Below are 15969 nucleotides of genomic sequence, written 5' to 3' on the forward strand. Positions count from 1 at the left end.
GAACGTGCCCTCCCCTTTCCGGGAAAATCCCCTTCGACCCGCAAAGACTCCCCAACACGACGGGCTGCTCGACACGGCGGATCCCGCCGCCGCCACCGCCGCACGCCGCACGCTCCGGCCGGGGCGTGCCCCGTGGGTCCGGCGGGACATGCCCTAACATTCACGCTGATCAACGTCCCGAGACGAGGAGAAGCCCGGTGGAGCCGACCCCCTACGAGGAGTGGCGCGCGAGCGCCGCCGACCCCGCCTTCAGCGAGTGGCTGCGGTCGTGGTGCGAGCCCGAGTGGAGCGCGGTGGTGACCCATCCGTTCGCCTCCTCGATCGCCCGGGGTGACGTCTCCGACGACGACATGCGCCGTTACCTGATCCAGGACTTCCAGTTCGTGGACTCCTTCACCGCGCTGCTCGGTGCGGCCGTGGCCAGCGCGGACAGCTTCGAATCCCGGGTGCCGTTCGGCCGGTTCCTCGGCGAGACGGCCACGACCGAGGAGAAGACCTACTTCCATCGCGCGCTGGCCGCCCTCGGCGCCGGCCCGGCCGACCTGGCCGCCCCACCGCTGGAGCCGGTGACGGCCGACTTCCGCGCCCTGATGGACGAGGCCAGGACCAGCCTGGACTACCCGCTCGTCCTCGCGGTGCTGTGCGTGGCCGAGTGGAGCTATCTCGGCTGGGCGAGCCTCGCCGAGGAGCCGCTGCCGGACAACTTCGTCCACCGCGAGTGGATCGACCTGCACGAGGGGCCGGCGTTCCGAGCTTGGGTGGGGTTCCTGCGCGGTGAGCTCGACCGCCTCGGCCCCGGGCTCGCCGGTGACGAGCAACTGCGCGTGCTCGGCTTCTTCCGCCGTGCCGTACAGCTGGAGCTGCGCTTCTTCGACATGGCCGCGGGCGGCTAGGCTTCGGGGCGCTGCCCGGGAACGGGGCCGGGGCGGTAGGTGCCGTCGGGGCCGACCTGGGCGGCGTGGATCGTCTCGTCGGGAGCGTAGAGGCGGATCTCGATGCCGTCGGGATCGGCGAACCCCAGGGCATGGCCGGCGGAGGCCTTGATCACGGGGCCGTGCGAGACACCGAGGGCGTCGAGGTGGGCGATCCAGGCGTCGAGGCCTTCCCTGGTGGTCTGGAAGGCGAAAGGGTCGGCGCCGGAGAGCGCTTCGGCCAGGCCGGGGTTCTCCCGGAGGGCGAGTTGGAGATCGGTGCCGGGGACGTCGAAGGCCATGCCTCTGATCACGCCGTCGTCGTCCTCGAAACTGGTGCGCAGCCGGAGGTCGAAGACCTGCTCATACCAGGGGCGGCTCCGAGCCAGGTCTCTCACCCAGATCTTGAAATGGTGGACACCGCTGACCGCGGCCTTCATGCTGATCTCCCTCAAGGGTCCGGCGTCGTGGTGACGGACTTGGTGAAGCGGTGGCCGCAGGACCTCTCGGGGAACCTCTTCCGGCTGAGGTGCGGGTCGGGCTCTTCCCTGTTCAACCCGTCGAAGCCGTCGAAGCGTTCAGCCCGTCGAAGCCGAGTGTGGCCGCGGCCACGCCCGCCCCGAGAAGGCGCGGGCGCGCCGTCATGACCGACGAGTGCCGAGCCCGCGGCGATACCGAGAACACGGCACATGAGACCTCCTGGTGTCCTGCCGGAGAACGCTACCTCCGCCGTGGCACCTATGCCCCAGGATCAGAAATTTCGCAATCTCGGGCATTAGTCACGACATCCCGACTCTCGGACTGGTTTACGGACATCCGTTCAGGACGGCCGGGGAAGGCTCCGCCCGGGAGGACCATCCGGGCCGCCGGGCGTTGGGGACAGGACAGATGTCTCACCGCGTGCTTTCACGAGCGTTGCGTGGAATCGGCGAGCGTCGCACCGGGGCGCCGGATCGAAGAGGCGCGTGGAGAACACGTGGAAGCCGGGGCCCCGGATCGAAGAGGCACATGGAGAACACGTGGAAGGGAGCGGAGGACACGTGGAAGAGATGCGTGGGCGCTCCGCGGAGATTCCCGGGCGGGCGGAAAGGAGGGGGTCCGCCGCCCACCCAGGAGCGGTCAGATTACCCCGGCGAACCCGGATTTGGCTCGCTCACCCGCGCCGAGCCCGCCAAATCACCGCGGACCCGATCGCGGTGGCCGCCGGGAGGACCCCTCCCTCACGCGAGCGCGCCGGCCGCGGGTGTAGCCCGGCGCACAAGGGCGCGAGGGGCGACGGCCATGGCCGGACGGCGCGAGCGCGGGCGACCACCCGGACCGGCCGCGTGAAAGGGCCGGGCGACGCCGTCGTCGCCCGGCCGTTCACTCCTGTTCCGAACTCCCCGAAACTCCTGTCCGAACTCTTCCGAACTCCCCGGGGCTCCTGTTCCGAACTCCCCGAAACCTCTTCGACCTCGCGGAGACCGTTCCCGGTCTCCCGCCGATGGCGGGCCTACTTTCTCCTGCCCCGCCGCAGCACGCGAAAGACGATCAGGGTGAGCGCCGCCATCGCCGCGGCGGCCACGACGGGACGCTTGCCCGCCTCGGTCCTGACCTTCTCCGCCGCGTCCTTGAGCTCGACGGGGGTGATTTCCTTGACCCGTCCCACGACCTCGGGAGCCGCCTCCTTCACCCGCCCTACCATCTCGGTGGCGGTGCCGGCGGTGGCCGCCCCCATCCGGCGGATGTCCTCCCCCATGTGGGTGGCGGTCTCCTGAACGCGGCCCTTCACATCGGTCTTGTGCACCAAAGCCTCCACGGTGTCGCCCAGTTCGCGGCGGTCGTTCTCGATGTCCCGCCGCATGGATTCCTTGCTCGTCTGATCCGGGTCCGTCGTGCCGGCGCTCGACTCTCCGGGGCCCGTCGTGCCGCCGCCCGTCCGGACGGCGCCGGTCGCGGTCGTGCCTGTCCCGGTTCCGGTCGCGCCGGCCGCGACGGCGGCGGTCTCATCCGCCTGCGGGGGTGTCCCGTCACGGTCGGCGGGGGAAACGCCGAGGTCCGCGGTGGGCGTGCCGTCCCGCGCGGAGGCCGGGGCTTCCGGCGCCTCCGGCGCGTTCGGCGGGATGTTCAGCGATTCCCTCTCGTCCGGCGTGATGGGCGCGCCGACCTCTTTCCTTCGAGAGCCGGTGGTTCCGGCCTCCAGGAGATCGCGCTCGGGCCTGTCCGGATCGGTCTCAGTCATCGGTGTGCCCTCTCCTTCACTACGTCGATGTCGTGTTTGAGGCTCTCGATGGTCCGTTCAGGAGCCGGCGACCCGGCCTCGGTCACCTGCCGCTTGCCGAGGAACCCGAGAGCCGCGGCCGTGACCAGCAGCACCGCTCCCACGACCGCCGCGGCGATCCATGCGGGCATGACCATGGCGAGCAGCAGGATCACGGCCGCCACCACGCAGCCGCCTCCGTACAGGGCCACGACGCCCGCCCCGCCGAACAACCCCGCGCCGAGCCCTGCGTGCCTGCCCTTTTCGGCGAGTTCCAATTTGGCCAGGCGGAGTTCGTCCCTGACGAGACGTGAGACCTCCTCCGACATCTGCCGGATCAGTTCGGCCGTGGACAGACCGTCTTTGGAACTGTTCGTCATGGCATGCCTCCTCCCCTACAGGTCCCTATAGGAGAAGGCGCATACCCTCTCCTGTCACGGCAAACCTTCGCCCCGCGGCGGTCGCTTCGCCGCCGCCCCGTTCGGCAGGCACGACGTGTTCGGCGGGGAGGACGGCTGACGTCCCCGCTGAAGCGCTTCGGATGGTGACGCGTTTCCTTTCGAACCGCTTCGAATCCGCCGTGATTCGGAATGGCCGTTCGCCGGGAGGCCTGGTCGGCCCAGGTCTCGGCTGACTACCCTGACCGTTGTGCGTCGATTCTCCGCGAAGCGGGCCAGGCGTAGAGCGGACAGGCATGCTGCAACGGTTTGTAGATCCGTCTTCCGAGGGGTGGCGCCGTGACTTTCTACTGGTGTGGAGCGGTTCGGCGGTGTCCCTCCTCGGGAGCAGGGCCGCCGGTTTCGCCTATCCGCTGCTCGCCCTCGCCCTGACGGGTTCGCCGGTCGCCGCCGGCTGGGTGGGATTCGCCGCCCGGCTGCCCAATCTCCTGTTCTACCTACCGGCCGGCGTGATGGTGGATCGCCATGATCGTGTGCGCTTGATGCTGATCAGCCAGTCGGTTCGGGGCATCGCCGTCATGGTTTTGGTGATCTCCCTGTCCACCGGAGCCCGGTCCCTGCCGCTTCTCATCGCGGTCGCCTTCGTCGAGGGCAGTATGGCCGTCCTTTATACGGTCACCGAAACCACCGCCATCGGCCGTATCGTTCCTCCGGAACACCTGTCCGGCGCCATGTCGAAAGCGGAGGGGCGCGATCACGCCGGTGCCGTGCTGGGGCTGCCGGTCGGCGGACTGCTCTTCGGAATAGGACGGGTCTGGCCATTCGCCTTCAACGCGCTGACCTATCTGTTCTCGGTGGTCACCATCACTTTGATAAGAAACCCGGTCGGCATTTCCGCCCACTCCCACGACCACGCCGGCCTGAAGCAGACCATGGGCGGGATCGGGGAGGGCGCGAAACTGATCTGGCACAGCGCGTTTCTACGAACGACGACGATCGTCGCCGCGGGAACCAACGTGCTCTTCCAGATGACGATCCTGTTGATCATCGTCAGGGGTCAGGAGCAGGGGAGTCCGGAAGCCTCCACCGGGCTGATTCTCGCCGCCACCGGCGCGGGAGGGGTGCTGGGCTCCGTCGTGGTGCCGAGGTTGATGCGCAGCCGGTCGATGTCGAGCATGATCGTGCTCGGCACCTGGCTGTGGACCGCCGCGATGACGTCCATGACCGTCTCTTCCCATCCGTACGTGCTCGCCGTCTCCTGGGCGAGTGTCGGGCTGGTCGGGTCCCTGATGAACATCGCGATCAGCACGTATCAGGTGCGCACCGTTCCCGGGCTTCTCCTGGGACGAGTGATCGGCGCGTCTCGTTCCGTGTATTTCGGAGTGATTCCGCTCGGCTCCATGACAGGTGGCTACGTCATCGCGAGGGCGGGTGTTGACCTCACCGCCCTGTCGGTGGCCGTGGTCATGGCGATGTTCGCCGTTCTGGCCACGCTGTACGGAAAACGCATGAGGGCCGAAGAGCTCGGGCCGCCACGGCCGTCGGCCCCTGTCCGCTGATGACGCCCGGGCGAAGGCCCGTCAACCGGGCAGCGGCTCCAGCAGACGGTGGGGGGAGCGCAGGGCCTGGCTGACCTGGTCGTCGCGGGTGAGGTCGGCGCCGGGCCCGGGTCGCATCTCGATCTCCTCCAGCGGGGCACGTCCGCCGCACGCCGGGCAGAGCCCGACGTGGTCGATCTTCGTGCCGCAGGGCGTGTGGAAGAAGATCCGGCGGGGGCCGCCCGCGGACAGGTTCCGCTCGCCCCACTGGGCGAGCAGGTAGACGGGGTCCCACAGCTCGCGCCCCATCGCGGTCAGGACGTACTCGTCGCGGGGCGGCGCGTCCTGGTAGCGGCGCCGTTCCAGGACGCCGGCCTCCACCAGGGCCTGCAGCCGCTGGGACAGCACGGCGCGTGGTATGTCGAGGTGGGAGAGGAAGTCGCCGTATCGGCGCACGCCGTACAGCGCGTCGCGGACCACCAGCAGCGTCCATCGCTCCCCGACCAGCTCCAGAGCACGAGCCAGTGAGCAGTCCTGACCGTCGTAGTTCTTGCCGAGCGCCATGCGTCCCATGTTAGTTCATTCATCGAACCTAGGCGTGTTACGGTTTTTGTGAGTTCAATGAATGAACCATGAGAGGCTTCCCATGACACTCATCGCGACCCGCCGTCCTGCGGACGTCACCCTCGCGCTCGCCTGCGCCGCGCCGCTGCTCGTGCTGATCGACTACACCGCCCCGATGGTCACGTTGCCCCAGGCGGCGCGGGCGCTCGGCGCCGGACCGGCCGGACCGGCCTGGCTGCTGAACGGGATCGCCCTGGGGCTGGCGTCGTTGCTGCTGATCGCCGGGGACCTGGCCGACAACTACGGGCGGCGGCGGATGTATCTGGGCGGGATGTGGGCGCTGGCCGCCTCAAGCGTCATGGCGGCTTTGGCGGTGAACACCGCGATGTTCGTGACCGCCCGGCTGGTACAGGGGGCGGCCGGCGCGGGACTGCTCACCGCCAGTCTCGGCGTCCTCGGCCACGCCTTCCCCGGCGGCCGCGAGCGTCTGCGCGCCACCGGCCGCTACGGGGCCATGCTCGGCCTGGGCATCGCCGTCGGGCCGCTGATCTCCGGCGCGCTGGCCATGGTGGCGGGCTGGCGGGCGGTCCACTGGGTGGTCGCCGCGGCAGGGGTGGCGCTGGCGCTGCTCGCGGCAGGCCGGGTACCGGAGTCACGCGCGGCCGAGCCCCGGCCGCTGGACCTGCCCGGCGTCATCCTGCTGGCCGGCGGACTGGCCGCGCTGGTCACCGCCGTCACCGAGGGTCGCAGCGGCTGGTCCCGGCCGGTCGTGGCCGTCGCCTTCGTCCTCACCGCGCTGCTGTTGGGCGCCTTCGCCGTGGTCGAGCGGCGTCGCCGCGACCCGATGCTCGACCTGGGACTGTTCCGGCGCCCGCTCTTCCTCGTCGCCATCGGCGGAGCGCTCGTCGTGGGGATCGCGGTGATCGGGCTGATGAGCTTCCTGCCCACCGTGTTACAGCTCTCCCGTGGCCTCACCCCGCTGGGTGCCGCCGCCCTGCTGGCCGTCTGGTCGGGGATGTCGTTCCTGACCGCCCTGCAGGCCCGCCGTCTGCCGCTGACGGGGCGTGGCCGCCTCGCCCTCGGGCTGCTGCTGGCCGCCGCGGGCACCCTTCCCCTCGTGGGCAGCGCCGACGACGCCTCCTGGACGCGGATCGTGCTCGGCCTGCTCGTCGCCGGGATCGGCAGCGGCCTGATCAACGCCTCCCTCACCCACCTGGCGATCGAGAGCGTGCCGCCGCACCGGGCCGGAATGGGATCGGGGGCCAACAACACCGCCCGCTACATCGGCTCGCCGATCGGTGTGGCGCTGATGGCCGCGATCGTCGGCACCGCCGGCCCGTCCGCGGGCACCGACGGCGCCGTGCTGGCCTGCGCCGCGGTGGCGGCCACGGCGAGCGGCGGCGTGCTGCTCGCCGGCCGCGGGAAGCGGCCGACGTGACGACGTGGAGACTCAGGCGTGAAGACTCAGGCGTGAAGACTCAGGCGTGGAGACTCACCTGTCCTGCCGGAAGACGACCACCAGCACCCGCAGGGCCAGGATCGCGCTGATCACGAGCAGGTTGTAACCGATGAGCTGGTACAGGCCCACCTCATGAGTCACCCGGGGACCGTTGTCCGCGCCGAGCAGCAGCACGGACATGATGCCCGTGGTGGCCGCCAGCACCGTGAGCAGCACCTGGTGGAGCAGCCCGGTGACATGCCGGCGGTCACGCTCGTCGGCGAACAGGCGGATGTTCAGGCTGAAGCGGCCGTGCTCGGCGGCGCTGGCGATCCGCTCGATCCGGCGGGGCAGGCGACGCAGCATGGGCAGCAGGCTGAGCGCCTCCTGCTCGACCGCCTGTCGTACCCGGTCGACACCCCCCTGTTCCTGCAGGTGGCGGACGGAGAACGCGCGCGCCTCGGCGACGATGTCGAACCCGGGGGCCAGCCGGGCGAGCGTGCCCTCGACCGTCGCCAGCGCCCGGAACACCGCGGCCACCTCGGGCGGGACCGACAGGCCGTGCGCGGAGACGATCCGGAACAACCGGCCGAACATCTGCACGTCCGGGGCGACGCCGGTGGTCATGTGCCGGGCCATGAACCGGCCGAGCTCGCGTTCCAGCTCCCGCTCGTCGATCTCGTCGGGCCGCGGCACGACCTCCAGCAGCGCGTCGCTCACCCCGAGCGGATCCCCCCGGTCCATCGCGGCCAGCAGGCGCTGCAGGGCTCCACGCAGCGAGCCGTCGAGCCGTCCCACCGAGCCGAAGTCGAGCAGCGCCAACTGCCCGTCGGCCAGCAGCATGATGTTGCCCGGGTGCGGGTCGGCGTGGAACACGCCGTGCAGCATGATCTGGCGCAGCAGCGTGTCGAGGAGGGTCGTGGCCAGTGCCCGCCGATCCACCCCGTCAGGTACGGCGGAGCCGAACGCGGTGCCGTCCAGCCGCTCCATGACGAGCACCCGTCTGCCGGACAGTTCCGGATAGGGCACCGGCACCCGGACCGGCTCCCCGGCCGAAGCGGCGGCCACGGCGGCCATGTTGGCGGTCTCGACCCGGAAGTCGAGCTCCTCGCGCAGTGCCTCGGCGAACCCCCGCGACAGGTCGCCGACACCGAACGCGCGCCCCCATCGGGTGCGCCGCTCCAGCGTCCGGGCGAGACGGGCGACGATGTCGAGGTCCCGCTCGACCACGGCGGCGATCCCGGGACGCTGGACCTTGACCACCACCTCCTCGCCCGTCTTCAGCCGGGCGCGGTAGACCTGCGCGATCGAGGCCGCGGCGAGCGGGTCCCGCTCGAACTCCGCGAACGTCTCCATCACCGGCCGGCCGAGCTCGGCGACCAGCACCGGTTCGATCTCCGCCCACGGCGCCGACGCCACCCGGTCCTGCAACAGCCGCAGCTCTTCGACGAACTCCGCCGGAAGGAGGTCGGCCCGGGTGGACATGATCTGGCCGAGCTTGACGAAGGTGACGCCGCCGTCGTCGAGAGCCTCGCGCAGCGATCTGGCCAGCCGGGTCCGGCTGGAGGGAGCCCCCAGGTCGGGGTCGCGGCCGCGCAGGTACGGGCCGAGGCCGTGCCGTACGAGGATCCGGGTGATCTGGAGGTAGCGGCGCGAGCGGGCCACGCGGCCTCGCAGCCCTCTGACCAGCTCCAGCGGCCCCGGCAACGCCCCCGGCGGCACCAGCGCCTCGGCGACCACCAGGAACACCATGCCGACGAGCAGCGCGCAGACCATGGCGAGGATGAGGAACCACATCGGCGTGACGCCGCCCGTGTCCGGGTCCACCATGCCGGCGAACGTCTTGGTCAGCGGCCCGCCGATGGCGAAGACCAGGACTCCGGCCAGCAGCGTGCGGACGACACCGAAGCGCAGGTCGAGCAGCCGCCGCGCGATCAGCGTGAACCCGGCCACCACCGCCAGAACGGTGGCCACCATAATCACGTTCATCAAGAGATCCACACGCGCCCCGCCCGTTTTGTCGTATAAGTAACGGCGGACAGACTAGATCACGCGCGGGAGCGTGTGGAGATGGACCTCGACGTGCTCCGCTCCCCCGTTCCAGGACGGCTCGGTGAGCAGCCTGGTCAGCGCGAACCCGCTCTTCTGCGCGACCCGGCAGGAGGCGGGGTTGGCCGCCGCGTGCCGCAGGTCCAGCCGGGACAGCTCCAGACAGGCGAACGCCCACCGCGCGAGCGCGCCCAGCGCCTGGGCGGCCACACCCCGGCCGCGGGCCGCGGGCAGGATCCAGTAGCCGACCTCGCCGATCCCGTCGCCGACGATCCTGACCCTGACGTGGCCCAGCACGTCACCGGTCGTCGCGTCCGCGACGGCGAACGAGCTCGACGAGCCGTCGGCCCAGCCGTCGGCCCGGTCGGCGATCCAGGCCTTCTCGTCGGGGTCGTCCGGGGTGCCGGTCGCCCATCGGCGGATCTCCGGATCGCGCAGCGCCCGGGCGACCACCTCGGCGTCCGTCGGGCGCCAGGGCCGCAGATGAAGCCTTCCGGCGGTGATCTCCATGGGTTCCACGTCGGCCGAGCGTACCCGCCCCCGGGTCACCGGCCGGTCCGGAGGCGTTCCGGGCCGGTGCCGGCCGTCCGGATCGCCTCGGCCCTCGTGCCGTCCTCGCCGATTCGGGTGAAGTACGTGGCGAACACGTGGCTTCCCGCGGGTACCCGGGCGGCGAGCGCCGTGACGATCTCCCGCGGGTCCTTCGCGTCGCCTAGGGACCGGGGCGACGGCGTCCTTCCGGATTCCTCGGGCGTCCCGGATGCGTCGATCATCTCTCCGCGGCCGGAGGACGGCTCATGATCATAGATACTCGGGCACGGCAGAGTGGCGGAAAAGTAAAGATAAGCGGGAGCATGAGACGCTTGCCCTACTTCGATGCACGGTGAGAAGAAGGGCGGCGCGCTAGAGATGGCACAGATCGTCGGCGGCGGAAAGCCGGTCAACGACGCCGAGCGACGGGTCATCGCCCACCTGCGGGACAACGGCCCCGAAGACTGGCTGTTGCTGCACAACATCGAGGTGCCACGCGGCGACGACACCTTCGAGGTCGACGTGATCGTCCTGACCGGCCACTCGCTCTGCGTCCTCGACGTCAAGGGCACGCGCGGCCGGATCGAGGTCGCCGGGACGCGCTGGTTCCCCGCGCGGCGGGACGCGTTCGGCTCCCCGGTGGCCAAGCTGCGCGGCAACGGGCGCGCCCTCAAGGGGCTGCTCACCCAGGAGCGCCGGGAGTTGGAGCGCGTCTACGTCGACAGCGTCGTCGTGCTGACCGGGCCCGACGCCGAGCTGGTCGACCCGGCCGGCCGTGACTCGCGGCACGTCACCGACCTGCCCGGCCTGATCGGCACGCTGAGCGACGTCTCCCGGGTCAGGCGCGGCTACACCCCGGACGCCACGCCGTACCGCACAGCGATTCTGGAGGCTTTGAACGGCAGCGTGCGGCGGTCCACCGCGCCGCCGCGATTCGGCAACTGGGAGGTGGACGAGCAACTCGGCGGGGACAACAGGGTCACCGAGTACCGCGCGTTCAACGCGACGGTGCCGGGCAGCGAGACGGTCCTGCTGCGGGTGTACCGGGCCGATCCGCTGGCCGAGGAGGGACCGCGCGCCGCCGAGCGGCTGCTGATCGCCAACGCCTACCAGTCCCTCACCCGGATTCCCCCGCACCCGTGTGTCGTGCGCTCCCGCGACTTCTTCGCGATCGACGACGAGAGCCGGTTCGTGCTGGTCCTCGACGACGTGCACGGTCAGGCCCTGCATCTGCACCTCACCTCCTCCCGGCGGAGGATGTCCACCGCCGCCGCACTCGACGTGATCGACGACATGCTGGTGGGTCTGGCCCACGTCCACGCCAACAACGTCATTCACCGGGCGCTCAGCCCGGCCTGCGTCCTGGTGACCGAGGACGGCCGGGCGATGCTGACCGGGTTCGACTACGCCAAGCCGGGCCCCCGGGCGCACACCGTGGCCAACGAGCTTCCCAACGTCCTCGACACGCACTACGTGGCCCCCGAGTGCCAGACCAGGCCCGAGCGGATGACGGCCGCCTCCGACGTCTACGCGGCCGGGGTGATCGCCTTCCAGCTGCTGACCGGCGGCCTGCCCCCGGCGAGCCCGGACGCCGAGACCGCCGCGGGCGATGTTCCGGCCGAGGTCATGGAGCTGCTGCGGCGCATGCGCGACCACACCCCCGCCAAGCGGCCGGACGCGATGGAGGCCCTGGGCGCACTGCGGCGGGCGCGCGAGGGGCTCGCGCCCGAGCGGGAGCCCCTGCTGCTCGACAGGCTCCGGAGCAGGTTCAAACGCGTGTCGGGACGGTAGCCGCTAAGGCGGCTCGCGGGTTCGACTCGACAGGAGTCGACGGCCCGGGCCTCGGTCCGCGGGATCCGGGGACCGCGGAGGCATGGAGCCGCGACGTGCCCACGGCCCCGGGGTGATCGCCATCCCGGGGCCGCGGTCCCTCACGCGCCTGCGTCTAGTGCTTGGGCCCGCCGGAACGGAAACGGCTCATGAACTCGCGCAGCCTGTGCTGGTTACGCGGGTCGTGGGCCATCTCCTTGGCCTTCTCGATGTTCCTGCGCCCCGCCGGGCTGCCCAGATAACCTCGGATTCGGTCGACCAGAGATGTCATGTCATCCTCCAACCCCTCAAAAAAGCGCCTACCCCCGTAGGACGCCTCCAATCAACGGCGGGGTCAGGAGTCGACGAAATGGTCGGGGACCATCACCCGCAGGCCGTTGGGGATGGTCCGGATCGTGATGGGGGTCATCAGGCGGACCTCGCCGTCGATGTCGGCGGCCATCGGGGGGTCGGTCTCCAGCAGCATCTCCCGGCCGACCACGAAGGGACCGCCCGCCAGGCTGCTCCAGCGGCCGGTGGTGGCCCGGACCAGGGTCTCCACCAGCAGCCTCAGACGCTTGCCCGAACCGAGCTGGTAGGCGACCAGCCGGCCGTTGTCGATGCTGATGTCCTTGGCCACCTGCCAGCCGCCGTGGAAGCGGCCGTTGGCGATGTTGAGCTGGTGGGTGAGCAGCTCGTGGCGGTGGCCGTCCACGGTGATGAAGGCGCGGAACGGCTGGTGGCGCGGGAGGATCGTCAGGGCGGTCAACGGGTAGGCGGCGCGACCGAGGACGCGCTTGAGCCAGGGCTTGACCGTGCCGGCCACCTCGACCGAGACGCCGAAGCTGGCCAGGTTGGCGAATTCCCGGTCCTCGGCGACGCCCAGGTCGATGTCGGCGACCTTGCCGGTGCGCAACACCCGGATCGCACCGGGCAGGTCGAGCGGCAGGCCGAGGCTGCGGGCGAAGTTGTTGGTGGTGCCCAGGGGCAGCACGCCGAGGGCCACGTCGCGGTGGGCGACGTGCTTGACGGCGGCGCTGAGCGTGCCGTCGCCGCCGCCCACGACCAGCAGATCGGGCTCGACGTCCAAGGCCGCCTCCAGCGTGGCGCGCAGGCGTCTGGGGTCGTCCAGCGAGATGAGGCGGATCGGTTCGAAGCCCTCGGCCCGGAGTGTGCGCACCACCTCCGGGTAGAGGCGGCGGCCACGGCGCGAACGCGTGTTGACCACCACGCAGATCCGGCCCTCGGTCCGGACGGCCTCGGTGTGCTCGGCCTTGCTGCGAAGCTCTCCCACGCTGCCCCTTTTCGATCGGATAGGTCCCCGGGTAAATCGTAGGGCCCCGCCGTCGGTGACGGCGGGGCCCGGTGACCGGTGAGCCGGGATTACTTCTTCGGCGGGGTCACATAGACGATCGCGCCGAGGTTGCCCGGCAGCGGGGTCAGCAGCTGGAACTTAACGCCCAGGGCCTTGCCCTCGTCGCCGGGGTTGCCGGTGCCGAGGACGTGGCCGTTGCCGAGGTCGGTGCCGTACAGCTCGGTCGCCGGGGTGCCGTCGACGTTGACGACCCGGGTGCTGTAGGGCTGGTCGCCCTTGGACGGGACGACCACCGAGGCGTCGAAGTCACGGTAACCGAGCGCCCCGTTGCGGACCTCCATGCCGGGGTACCAGGTCTTGGCGTCGGTGAACTCCGGCACGCCGGCCTGCGCCTTGAGCTTGGTGCAGTACTCGCTGAACGGCTCGCCGGCCGCCTCCACGCACTCGGTGAAGGGGTAGGTCTTGCCGAAGGAGAAGGCCGCGTTGCCCGTCTGGACGCGTCCCTGCAGGTTGTCCCTGAGCTCGCCGTCCTTCTCCGCCGCCACGCCGGTACGGCGAAGCGGCTCATAGTGCGAGTCGACGATGATCAGGCTGCCCTTGGAACCGATGCTCGGCGGCAGTTCGAGGTTATTGATCAGCGAGTTGTTGGTGAAGGTCGAGTCGCGGTACCAGACCAGCAGGCCGGGCGCGTTGTACTTGAACTTCTCGACCTTCCAGGCGCCGTCACGGGAGTAGTTCGTGTCGTAGGCGTACTGCAGGCCCTTGTCGAAGCCGTCGAAGTTGCGCCACTCGGCGAGATAGAACCGCGACACCTCGCGCTGGCCGTCGTTGACGACCCAGCCCTGGCCGTGGGTGTTGGTGAAGGTGCCGCCGCTCGGCGTCCAGCCGTTGAGGCCGGCCTCGACGTCGTCGCTCCAGACGGTCTGGGCGCCGTTGGTGATCGCCAGATCGTCGACGTGCCAGCCGCGAGGGGTGAAGGCCGCGTCGGTGTTGTAGGTGAGCCGGAGCTTGACGGTCTTGCCGGCGAACGGGGTCAGGTCGACGTAGTCGTGCCGCCAGCCGTCGGTGTTGCCGGTGAGGCCGTACTTCTTGTTGCCGAACTTGGCGAGGTTCTTGTTGGGGTCCGGGTAGCCGTCGTCGGTGGAGACCAGGGCGCCGCCCTCGGCGTAGACCTTCTGCTGGGCGTAGGTCGCGCCGCCGTCGGTGGAGACCTCGACGAAGCCGAAGTCCCAGTCCTGCTCGATCTCGTAGTTGTTCCAGAGCCAGAACTTCACATCGGTCCCGGCGGGCACCTGGACCTCACGGGTGAGCTTGGAGTCGGCCCACTCCTGGTCGAGGTTGGACCAGAGCATCTTGGTGCCGCTGTGCGGATCGACCATCTTCAGCGGTGCGCTGGCCAGGTTGACCCGCAGGCCGTCCTCGGTGAGCTTGGGCGTGCGCGAGGACTGTCCCACCGTCACCGCGCGGGGGCGGTCGCCGGGGTTGAAGACCTTGGGGTTGGCCCAGCCGAGCACCCACTTGTCCCACAGGCCCATGTGCGTCGGCATCGACTGGAAGATCGGGCCGCTGTGCGAGCCGCTGGACATCAGGTCCCAGAAGTCGACGGCGGAAGAGGCCTGGCCGCTGGTGTCGTACAGGTCCGGCAGGCCGAGATCGTGGCCGTACTCGTGGGCGAAGACGCCGACCCCGGAGTCCTCCGGCTGCACGATGTAGTTGGAGATCTTCACGCTCTTGCCGGGAACCTGGTAGCCGCCCGCCACCGCGCTGGAGTGCGCCCAGATCGCGTAGGTGCCCTCGGCGCCGCCGTCGGACGACTTGTCCTTGCCGGCGTGCACCAGCACCAGGTGGTCGACCACCCCGTCGGGCTCGGCGAAGTTACCGTCGCCGTCGGAGTCGGCGACGTCCTCGACGTCGTAGTCGGCCCACGGGAAGTTCGGGTCGGCGGCGGCCAGGGTGTCGACCGCGTCGATGGCGAGCTGGCCGGGGCCGAGCGGGTTGCTCGGGTGGCCGGTCATGTCCTGGACTTCCTTGCCGCAGGCGCGCGCGCCGTAGTAGGCCTCGGAGTGCGGGACCTTGATCCACGGGCTCGCCTGCCCGGTGACGGTGTAGGCGCCCTTGGACAGCTCCTCGTACATGCTCTTCATCGTGTACTTGGAGATGTCGATGCCCTTGCCCCCGTCCCGGGGGTCGGTCAGGTCAGGACGGACGCGCTGGGTGATGCCTTCCTTGCTGTAGAGCATCTTGTTGAAGTGCTCGGGGCTGAAGTCGGGCACCCAGAAGCTGTTGTTGTCCTTGTGCGCCAGCGACGCCGGATCGGGGATCTTGTTGTGCAGCGGGCCGTTGAGCAGCGTGCCCGGCGGCTCGGTGACGCACGCGGCCGGGTCCTCGCTGTCCACGTCCGCCGGCCGGGAGAAGCCGGAGAAGTCGTCGTTGGCCTTGTCGTTGAACTCCACCAGCAAGGTGAGCAGCTTGGCGGTCTTGGCGACCTTGGCCTTCTTGAACAGGAAGTCGGCCGGGTTGAGCCCGGTCCGGATCGCCTCGGCCTCGCGGGCGGCCAGCACCCGCGCGGCGGTGGGGTTGCCGCTGGAGAACTTCTGCTGGATCTTCTTGGACGGGCTGACCTTGCGCGCCCTGGAGTTGGGCGCGGCCGGGTCGTCCACCTCCGGCTCATCCCTGGGTGGCGCGTAGTTGATGTAGTAGTCGGCCGCGGTCGGCTGGTACCGCGCGATCGAGGTGTCGGCCTCCGCCGACGTGCCACCCATCGCCAGTCCCGCGGCGGCCAGGCCGACCACGGGCACTATCGCGAGAAGGCGCCTGCGAGCGCCTCTGCCTCTGCTGGACAACGCATACCCTCCCTGCCCGGGTTCGCCGGGCGCGGACGTCCCCGGCGCGCCTGATGCACGCACCGAGCGGGAGGTTAGACGAGAAGGTAAAGCGGTGGTAAAAGCGCCAAATGATGTTGTCAAACTGCAATAAATGCCATTTGTCAGAAAATAGTGGAGATTTCCGCTTCATGGCAGGCCGATGCCGCCGCACGGCAGGTGAGCGCGGCGGAGGTGTCTTCAGGAGGATGGAACGGTCCTTTCGGACAGGGAGAAGCCGCCTTTCGGACAGGAGGGCGTCCCCGCCCGGCACCGGTCGGAGCTCTTCTCCCCGGCCGGTCGGAGCTCTTCGCCC

The 15969-nt window shown here is 70.1% G+C and carries 14 protein-coding genes; 4 read left to right on the forward strand and 10 right to left on the reverse strand.

What is annotated here, in order from left to right; translation table 11 throughout:
• Positions 1 to 197: 197 nt before the first annotated feature.
• Positions 198 to 893: a TenA family protein gene (locus ACQPYK_RS33120; RefSeq protein WP_433239677.1), complete on the forward strand. Its 696-nt coding sequence runs from the start codon at positions 198 to 200 to the stop codon at positions 891 to 893.
• Here the strand turns inward: ACQPYK_RS33120 and ACQPYK_RS33125 are convergent.
• From ACQPYK_RS33125 to ACQPYK_RS33135, 3 genes are all read right to left on the reverse strand, one after another.
• A complete protein-coding gene (locus ACQPYK_RS33125; protein ID WP_433239680.1) occupies positions 890 to 1351 on the reverse strand; it encodes a VOC family protein in 462 nt (153 codons plus the stop codon). The two genes, ACQPYK_RS33120 and ACQPYK_RS33125, sit on opposite strands and share 4 nt — an antisense overlap.
• 1052 nt (positions 1352 to 2403) lie before the next feature.
• Positions 2404 to 3132 carry a DUF3618 domain-containing protein gene (locus ACQPYK_RS33130; protein ID WP_433239683.1) on the reverse strand — a complete coding sequence of 243 codons (729 nt, stop codon included), beginning with the start codon at positions 3130 to 3132 and terminating at the stop codon, positions 2404 to 2406.
• On the reverse strand, positions 3129 to 3530 hold the full coding sequence (locus tag ACQPYK_RS33135) for a phage holin family protein (protein WP_433239686.1): 402 nt from the start codon (positions 3528 to 3530) through the stop codon (positions 3129 to 3131). Before ACQPYK_RS33135 ends, ACQPYK_RS33130 begins: the two co-directional genes overlap by 4 nt.
• Before the next feature lie 314 nt (positions 3531 to 3844).
• Here ACQPYK_RS33135 and ACQPYK_RS33140 point away from each other — a divergent pair, with 314 nt between their 5' ends.
• The gene (locus ACQPYK_RS33140; RefSeq protein WP_433239689.1) at positions 3845 to 5107 is read left to right on the forward strand and encodes an MFS transporter; all 1263 of its coding nucleotides are present in this window, start codon (positions 3845 to 3847) and stop codon (positions 5105 to 5107) included.
• A gap of 21 nt (positions 5108 to 5128) precedes the next feature.
• Here the strand turns inward: ACQPYK_RS33140 and ACQPYK_RS33145 are convergent, their stop codons facing one another.
• The gene (locus ACQPYK_RS33145; protein ID WP_433239692.1) at positions 5129 to 5650 is read right to left on the reverse strand and encodes a winged helix-turn-helix transcriptional regulator; all 522 of its coding nucleotides are present in this window, start codon (positions 5648 to 5650) and stop codon (positions 5129 to 5131) included.
• Between the two features lie 82 nt (positions 5651 to 5732).
• Between ACQPYK_RS33145 and ACQPYK_RS33150 the strand changes: the two genes are divergently transcribed.
• The gene (locus tag ACQPYK_RS33150) at positions 5733 to 7088 is read left to right on the forward strand and encodes an MFS transporter (RefSeq protein WP_433239695.1); all 1356 of its coding nucleotides are present in this window, start codon (positions 5733 to 5735) and stop codon (positions 7086 to 7088) included.
• Positions 7089 to 7142: 54 nt separating this feature from the next.
• On the opposite strand, the gene ACQPYK_RS33155 is transcribed toward ACQPYK_RS33150, so the two are convergent.
• The 3 genes from ACQPYK_RS33155 to ACQPYK_RS33165 are packed head-to-tail and all read right to left on the reverse strand — an operon-like array spanning position 7143 to position 9910.
• Complete coding sequence (locus ACQPYK_RS33155; protein ID WP_433239698.1) at positions 7143 to 9077, reverse strand: ABC1 kinase family protein; 1935 nt, start codon at positions 9075 to 9077, stop codon at positions 7143 to 7145.
• A 54-nt stretch (positions 9078 to 9131) separates the two neighbouring features.
• A complete protein-coding gene (locus ACQPYK_RS33160) occupies positions 9132 to 9647 on the reverse strand; it encodes a GNAT family N-acetyltransferase (protein ID WP_433258987.1) in 516 nt (171 codons plus the stop codon).
• A gap of 35 nt (positions 9648 to 9682) precedes the next feature.
• On the reverse strand, positions 9683 to 9910 hold the full coding sequence (locus ACQPYK_RS33165; RefSeq protein ID WP_433239701.1) for a hypothetical protein: 228 nt from the start codon (positions 9908 to 9910) through the stop codon (positions 9683 to 9685).
• Positions 9911 to 10013: 103 nt separating this feature from the next.
• On the opposite strand from ACQPYK_RS33165, the gene mads6 reads away from it, so the two are divergent.
• Positions 10014 to 11459 carry a methylation-associated defense system protein kinase MAD6 gene (gene mads6 / locus ACQPYK_RS33170; RefSeq protein ID WP_433239704.1) on the forward strand — a complete coding sequence of 482 codons (1446 nt, stop codon included), beginning with the start codon at positions 10014 to 10016 and terminating at the stop codon, positions 11457 to 11459.
• Positions 11460 to 11613: 154 nt separating this feature from the next.
• Here mads6 and ACQPYK_RS33175 read toward each other — a convergent pair whose 3' ends face one another.
• The 3 genes from ACQPYK_RS33175 to ACQPYK_RS33185 all read right to left on the reverse strand — a co-directional run bounded on the left by ACQPYK_RS33175 (position 11614) and on the right by ACQPYK_RS33185 (position 15590).
• A complete protein-coding gene (locus ACQPYK_RS33175) occupies positions 11614 to 11769 on the reverse strand; it encodes a hypothetical protein (RefSeq protein ID WP_433239707.1) in 156 nt (51 codons plus the stop codon).
• Positions 11770 to 11832: 63 nt separating this feature from the next.
• Positions 11833 to 12771: a diacylglycerol/lipid kinase family protein gene (locus ACQPYK_RS33180; protein ID WP_433239710.1), complete on the reverse strand. Its 939-nt coding sequence runs from the start codon at positions 12769 to 12771 to the stop codon at positions 11833 to 11835.
• A gap of 89 nt (positions 12772 to 12860) precedes the next feature.
• Positions 12861 to 15590, reverse strand: a complete 2730-nt coding sequence (locus tag ACQPYK_RS33185; protein ID WP_433239713.1) for an immune inhibitor A domain-containing protein — start codon at positions 15588 to 15590, stop codon at positions 12861 to 12863.
• Positions 15591 to 15969 lie beyond the last annotated feature (379 nt).

Origin of the sequence: Streptosporangium sp. CA-135522, from assembly GCF_050949235.1 — a bacterium.
Lineage (GTDB): Bacteria > Actinomycetota > Actinomycetes > Streptosporangiales > Streptosporangiaceae > Streptosporangium.

What these genes read in the sequence shown, in the direction of transcription:
- ACQPYK_RS33140 (WP_433239689.1), top strand. Translation starts at nt 3,845, where the DNA reads ATGCTGCAACGGTTTGTAGATCCGTCTTCCGAGGGGTGGCGCCGTGAC.
- ACQPYK_RS33145 (WP_433239692.1), bottom strand. Translation starts at nt 5,650, where the DNA reads ATGGCGCTCGGCAAGAACTACGACGGTCAGGACTGCTCACTGGCTCGT.
- ACQPYK_RS33175 (WP_433239707.1), bottom strand. Translation starts at nt 11,769, where the DNA reads ATGACATCTCTGGTCGACCGAATCCGAGGTTATCTGGGCAGCCCGGCG.
- ACQPYK_RS33160 (WP_433258987.1), bottom strand. Translation starts at nt 9,647, where the DNA reads ATGGAGATCACCGCCGGAAGGCTTCATCTGCGGCCCTGGCGCCCGACG.
- ACQPYK_RS33155 (WP_433239698.1), bottom strand. Translation starts at nt 9,077, where the DNA reads ATGAACGTGATTATGGTGGCCACCGTTCTGGCGGTGGTGGCCGGGTTC.
- ACQPYK_RS33125 (WP_433239680.1), bottom strand. Translation starts at nt 1,351, where the DNA reads ATGAAGGCCGCGGTCAGCGGTGTCCACCATTTCAAGATCTGGGTGAGA.
- mads6 (WP_433239704.1), top strand. Translation starts at nt 10,014, where the DNA reads ATGCACGGTGAGAAGAAGGGCGGCGCGCTAGAGATGGCACAGATCGTC.
- ACQPYK_RS33135 (WP_433239686.1), bottom strand. Translation starts at nt 3,530, where the DNA reads ATGACGAACAGTTCCAAAGACGGTCTGTCCACGGCCGAACTGATCCGG.
- ACQPYK_RS33165 (WP_433239701.1), bottom strand. Translation starts at nt 9,910, where the DNA reads ATGATCGACGCATCCGGGACGCCCGAGGAATCCGGAAGGACGCCGTCG.
- ACQPYK_RS33130 (WP_433239683.1), bottom strand. Translation starts at nt 3,132, where the DNA reads ATGACTGAGACCGATCCGGACAGGCCCGAGCGCGATCTCCTGGAGGCC.
- ACQPYK_RS33150 (WP_433239695.1), top strand. Translation starts at nt 5,733, where the DNA reads ATGACACTCATCGCGACCCGCCGTCCTGCGGACGTCACCCTCGCGCTC.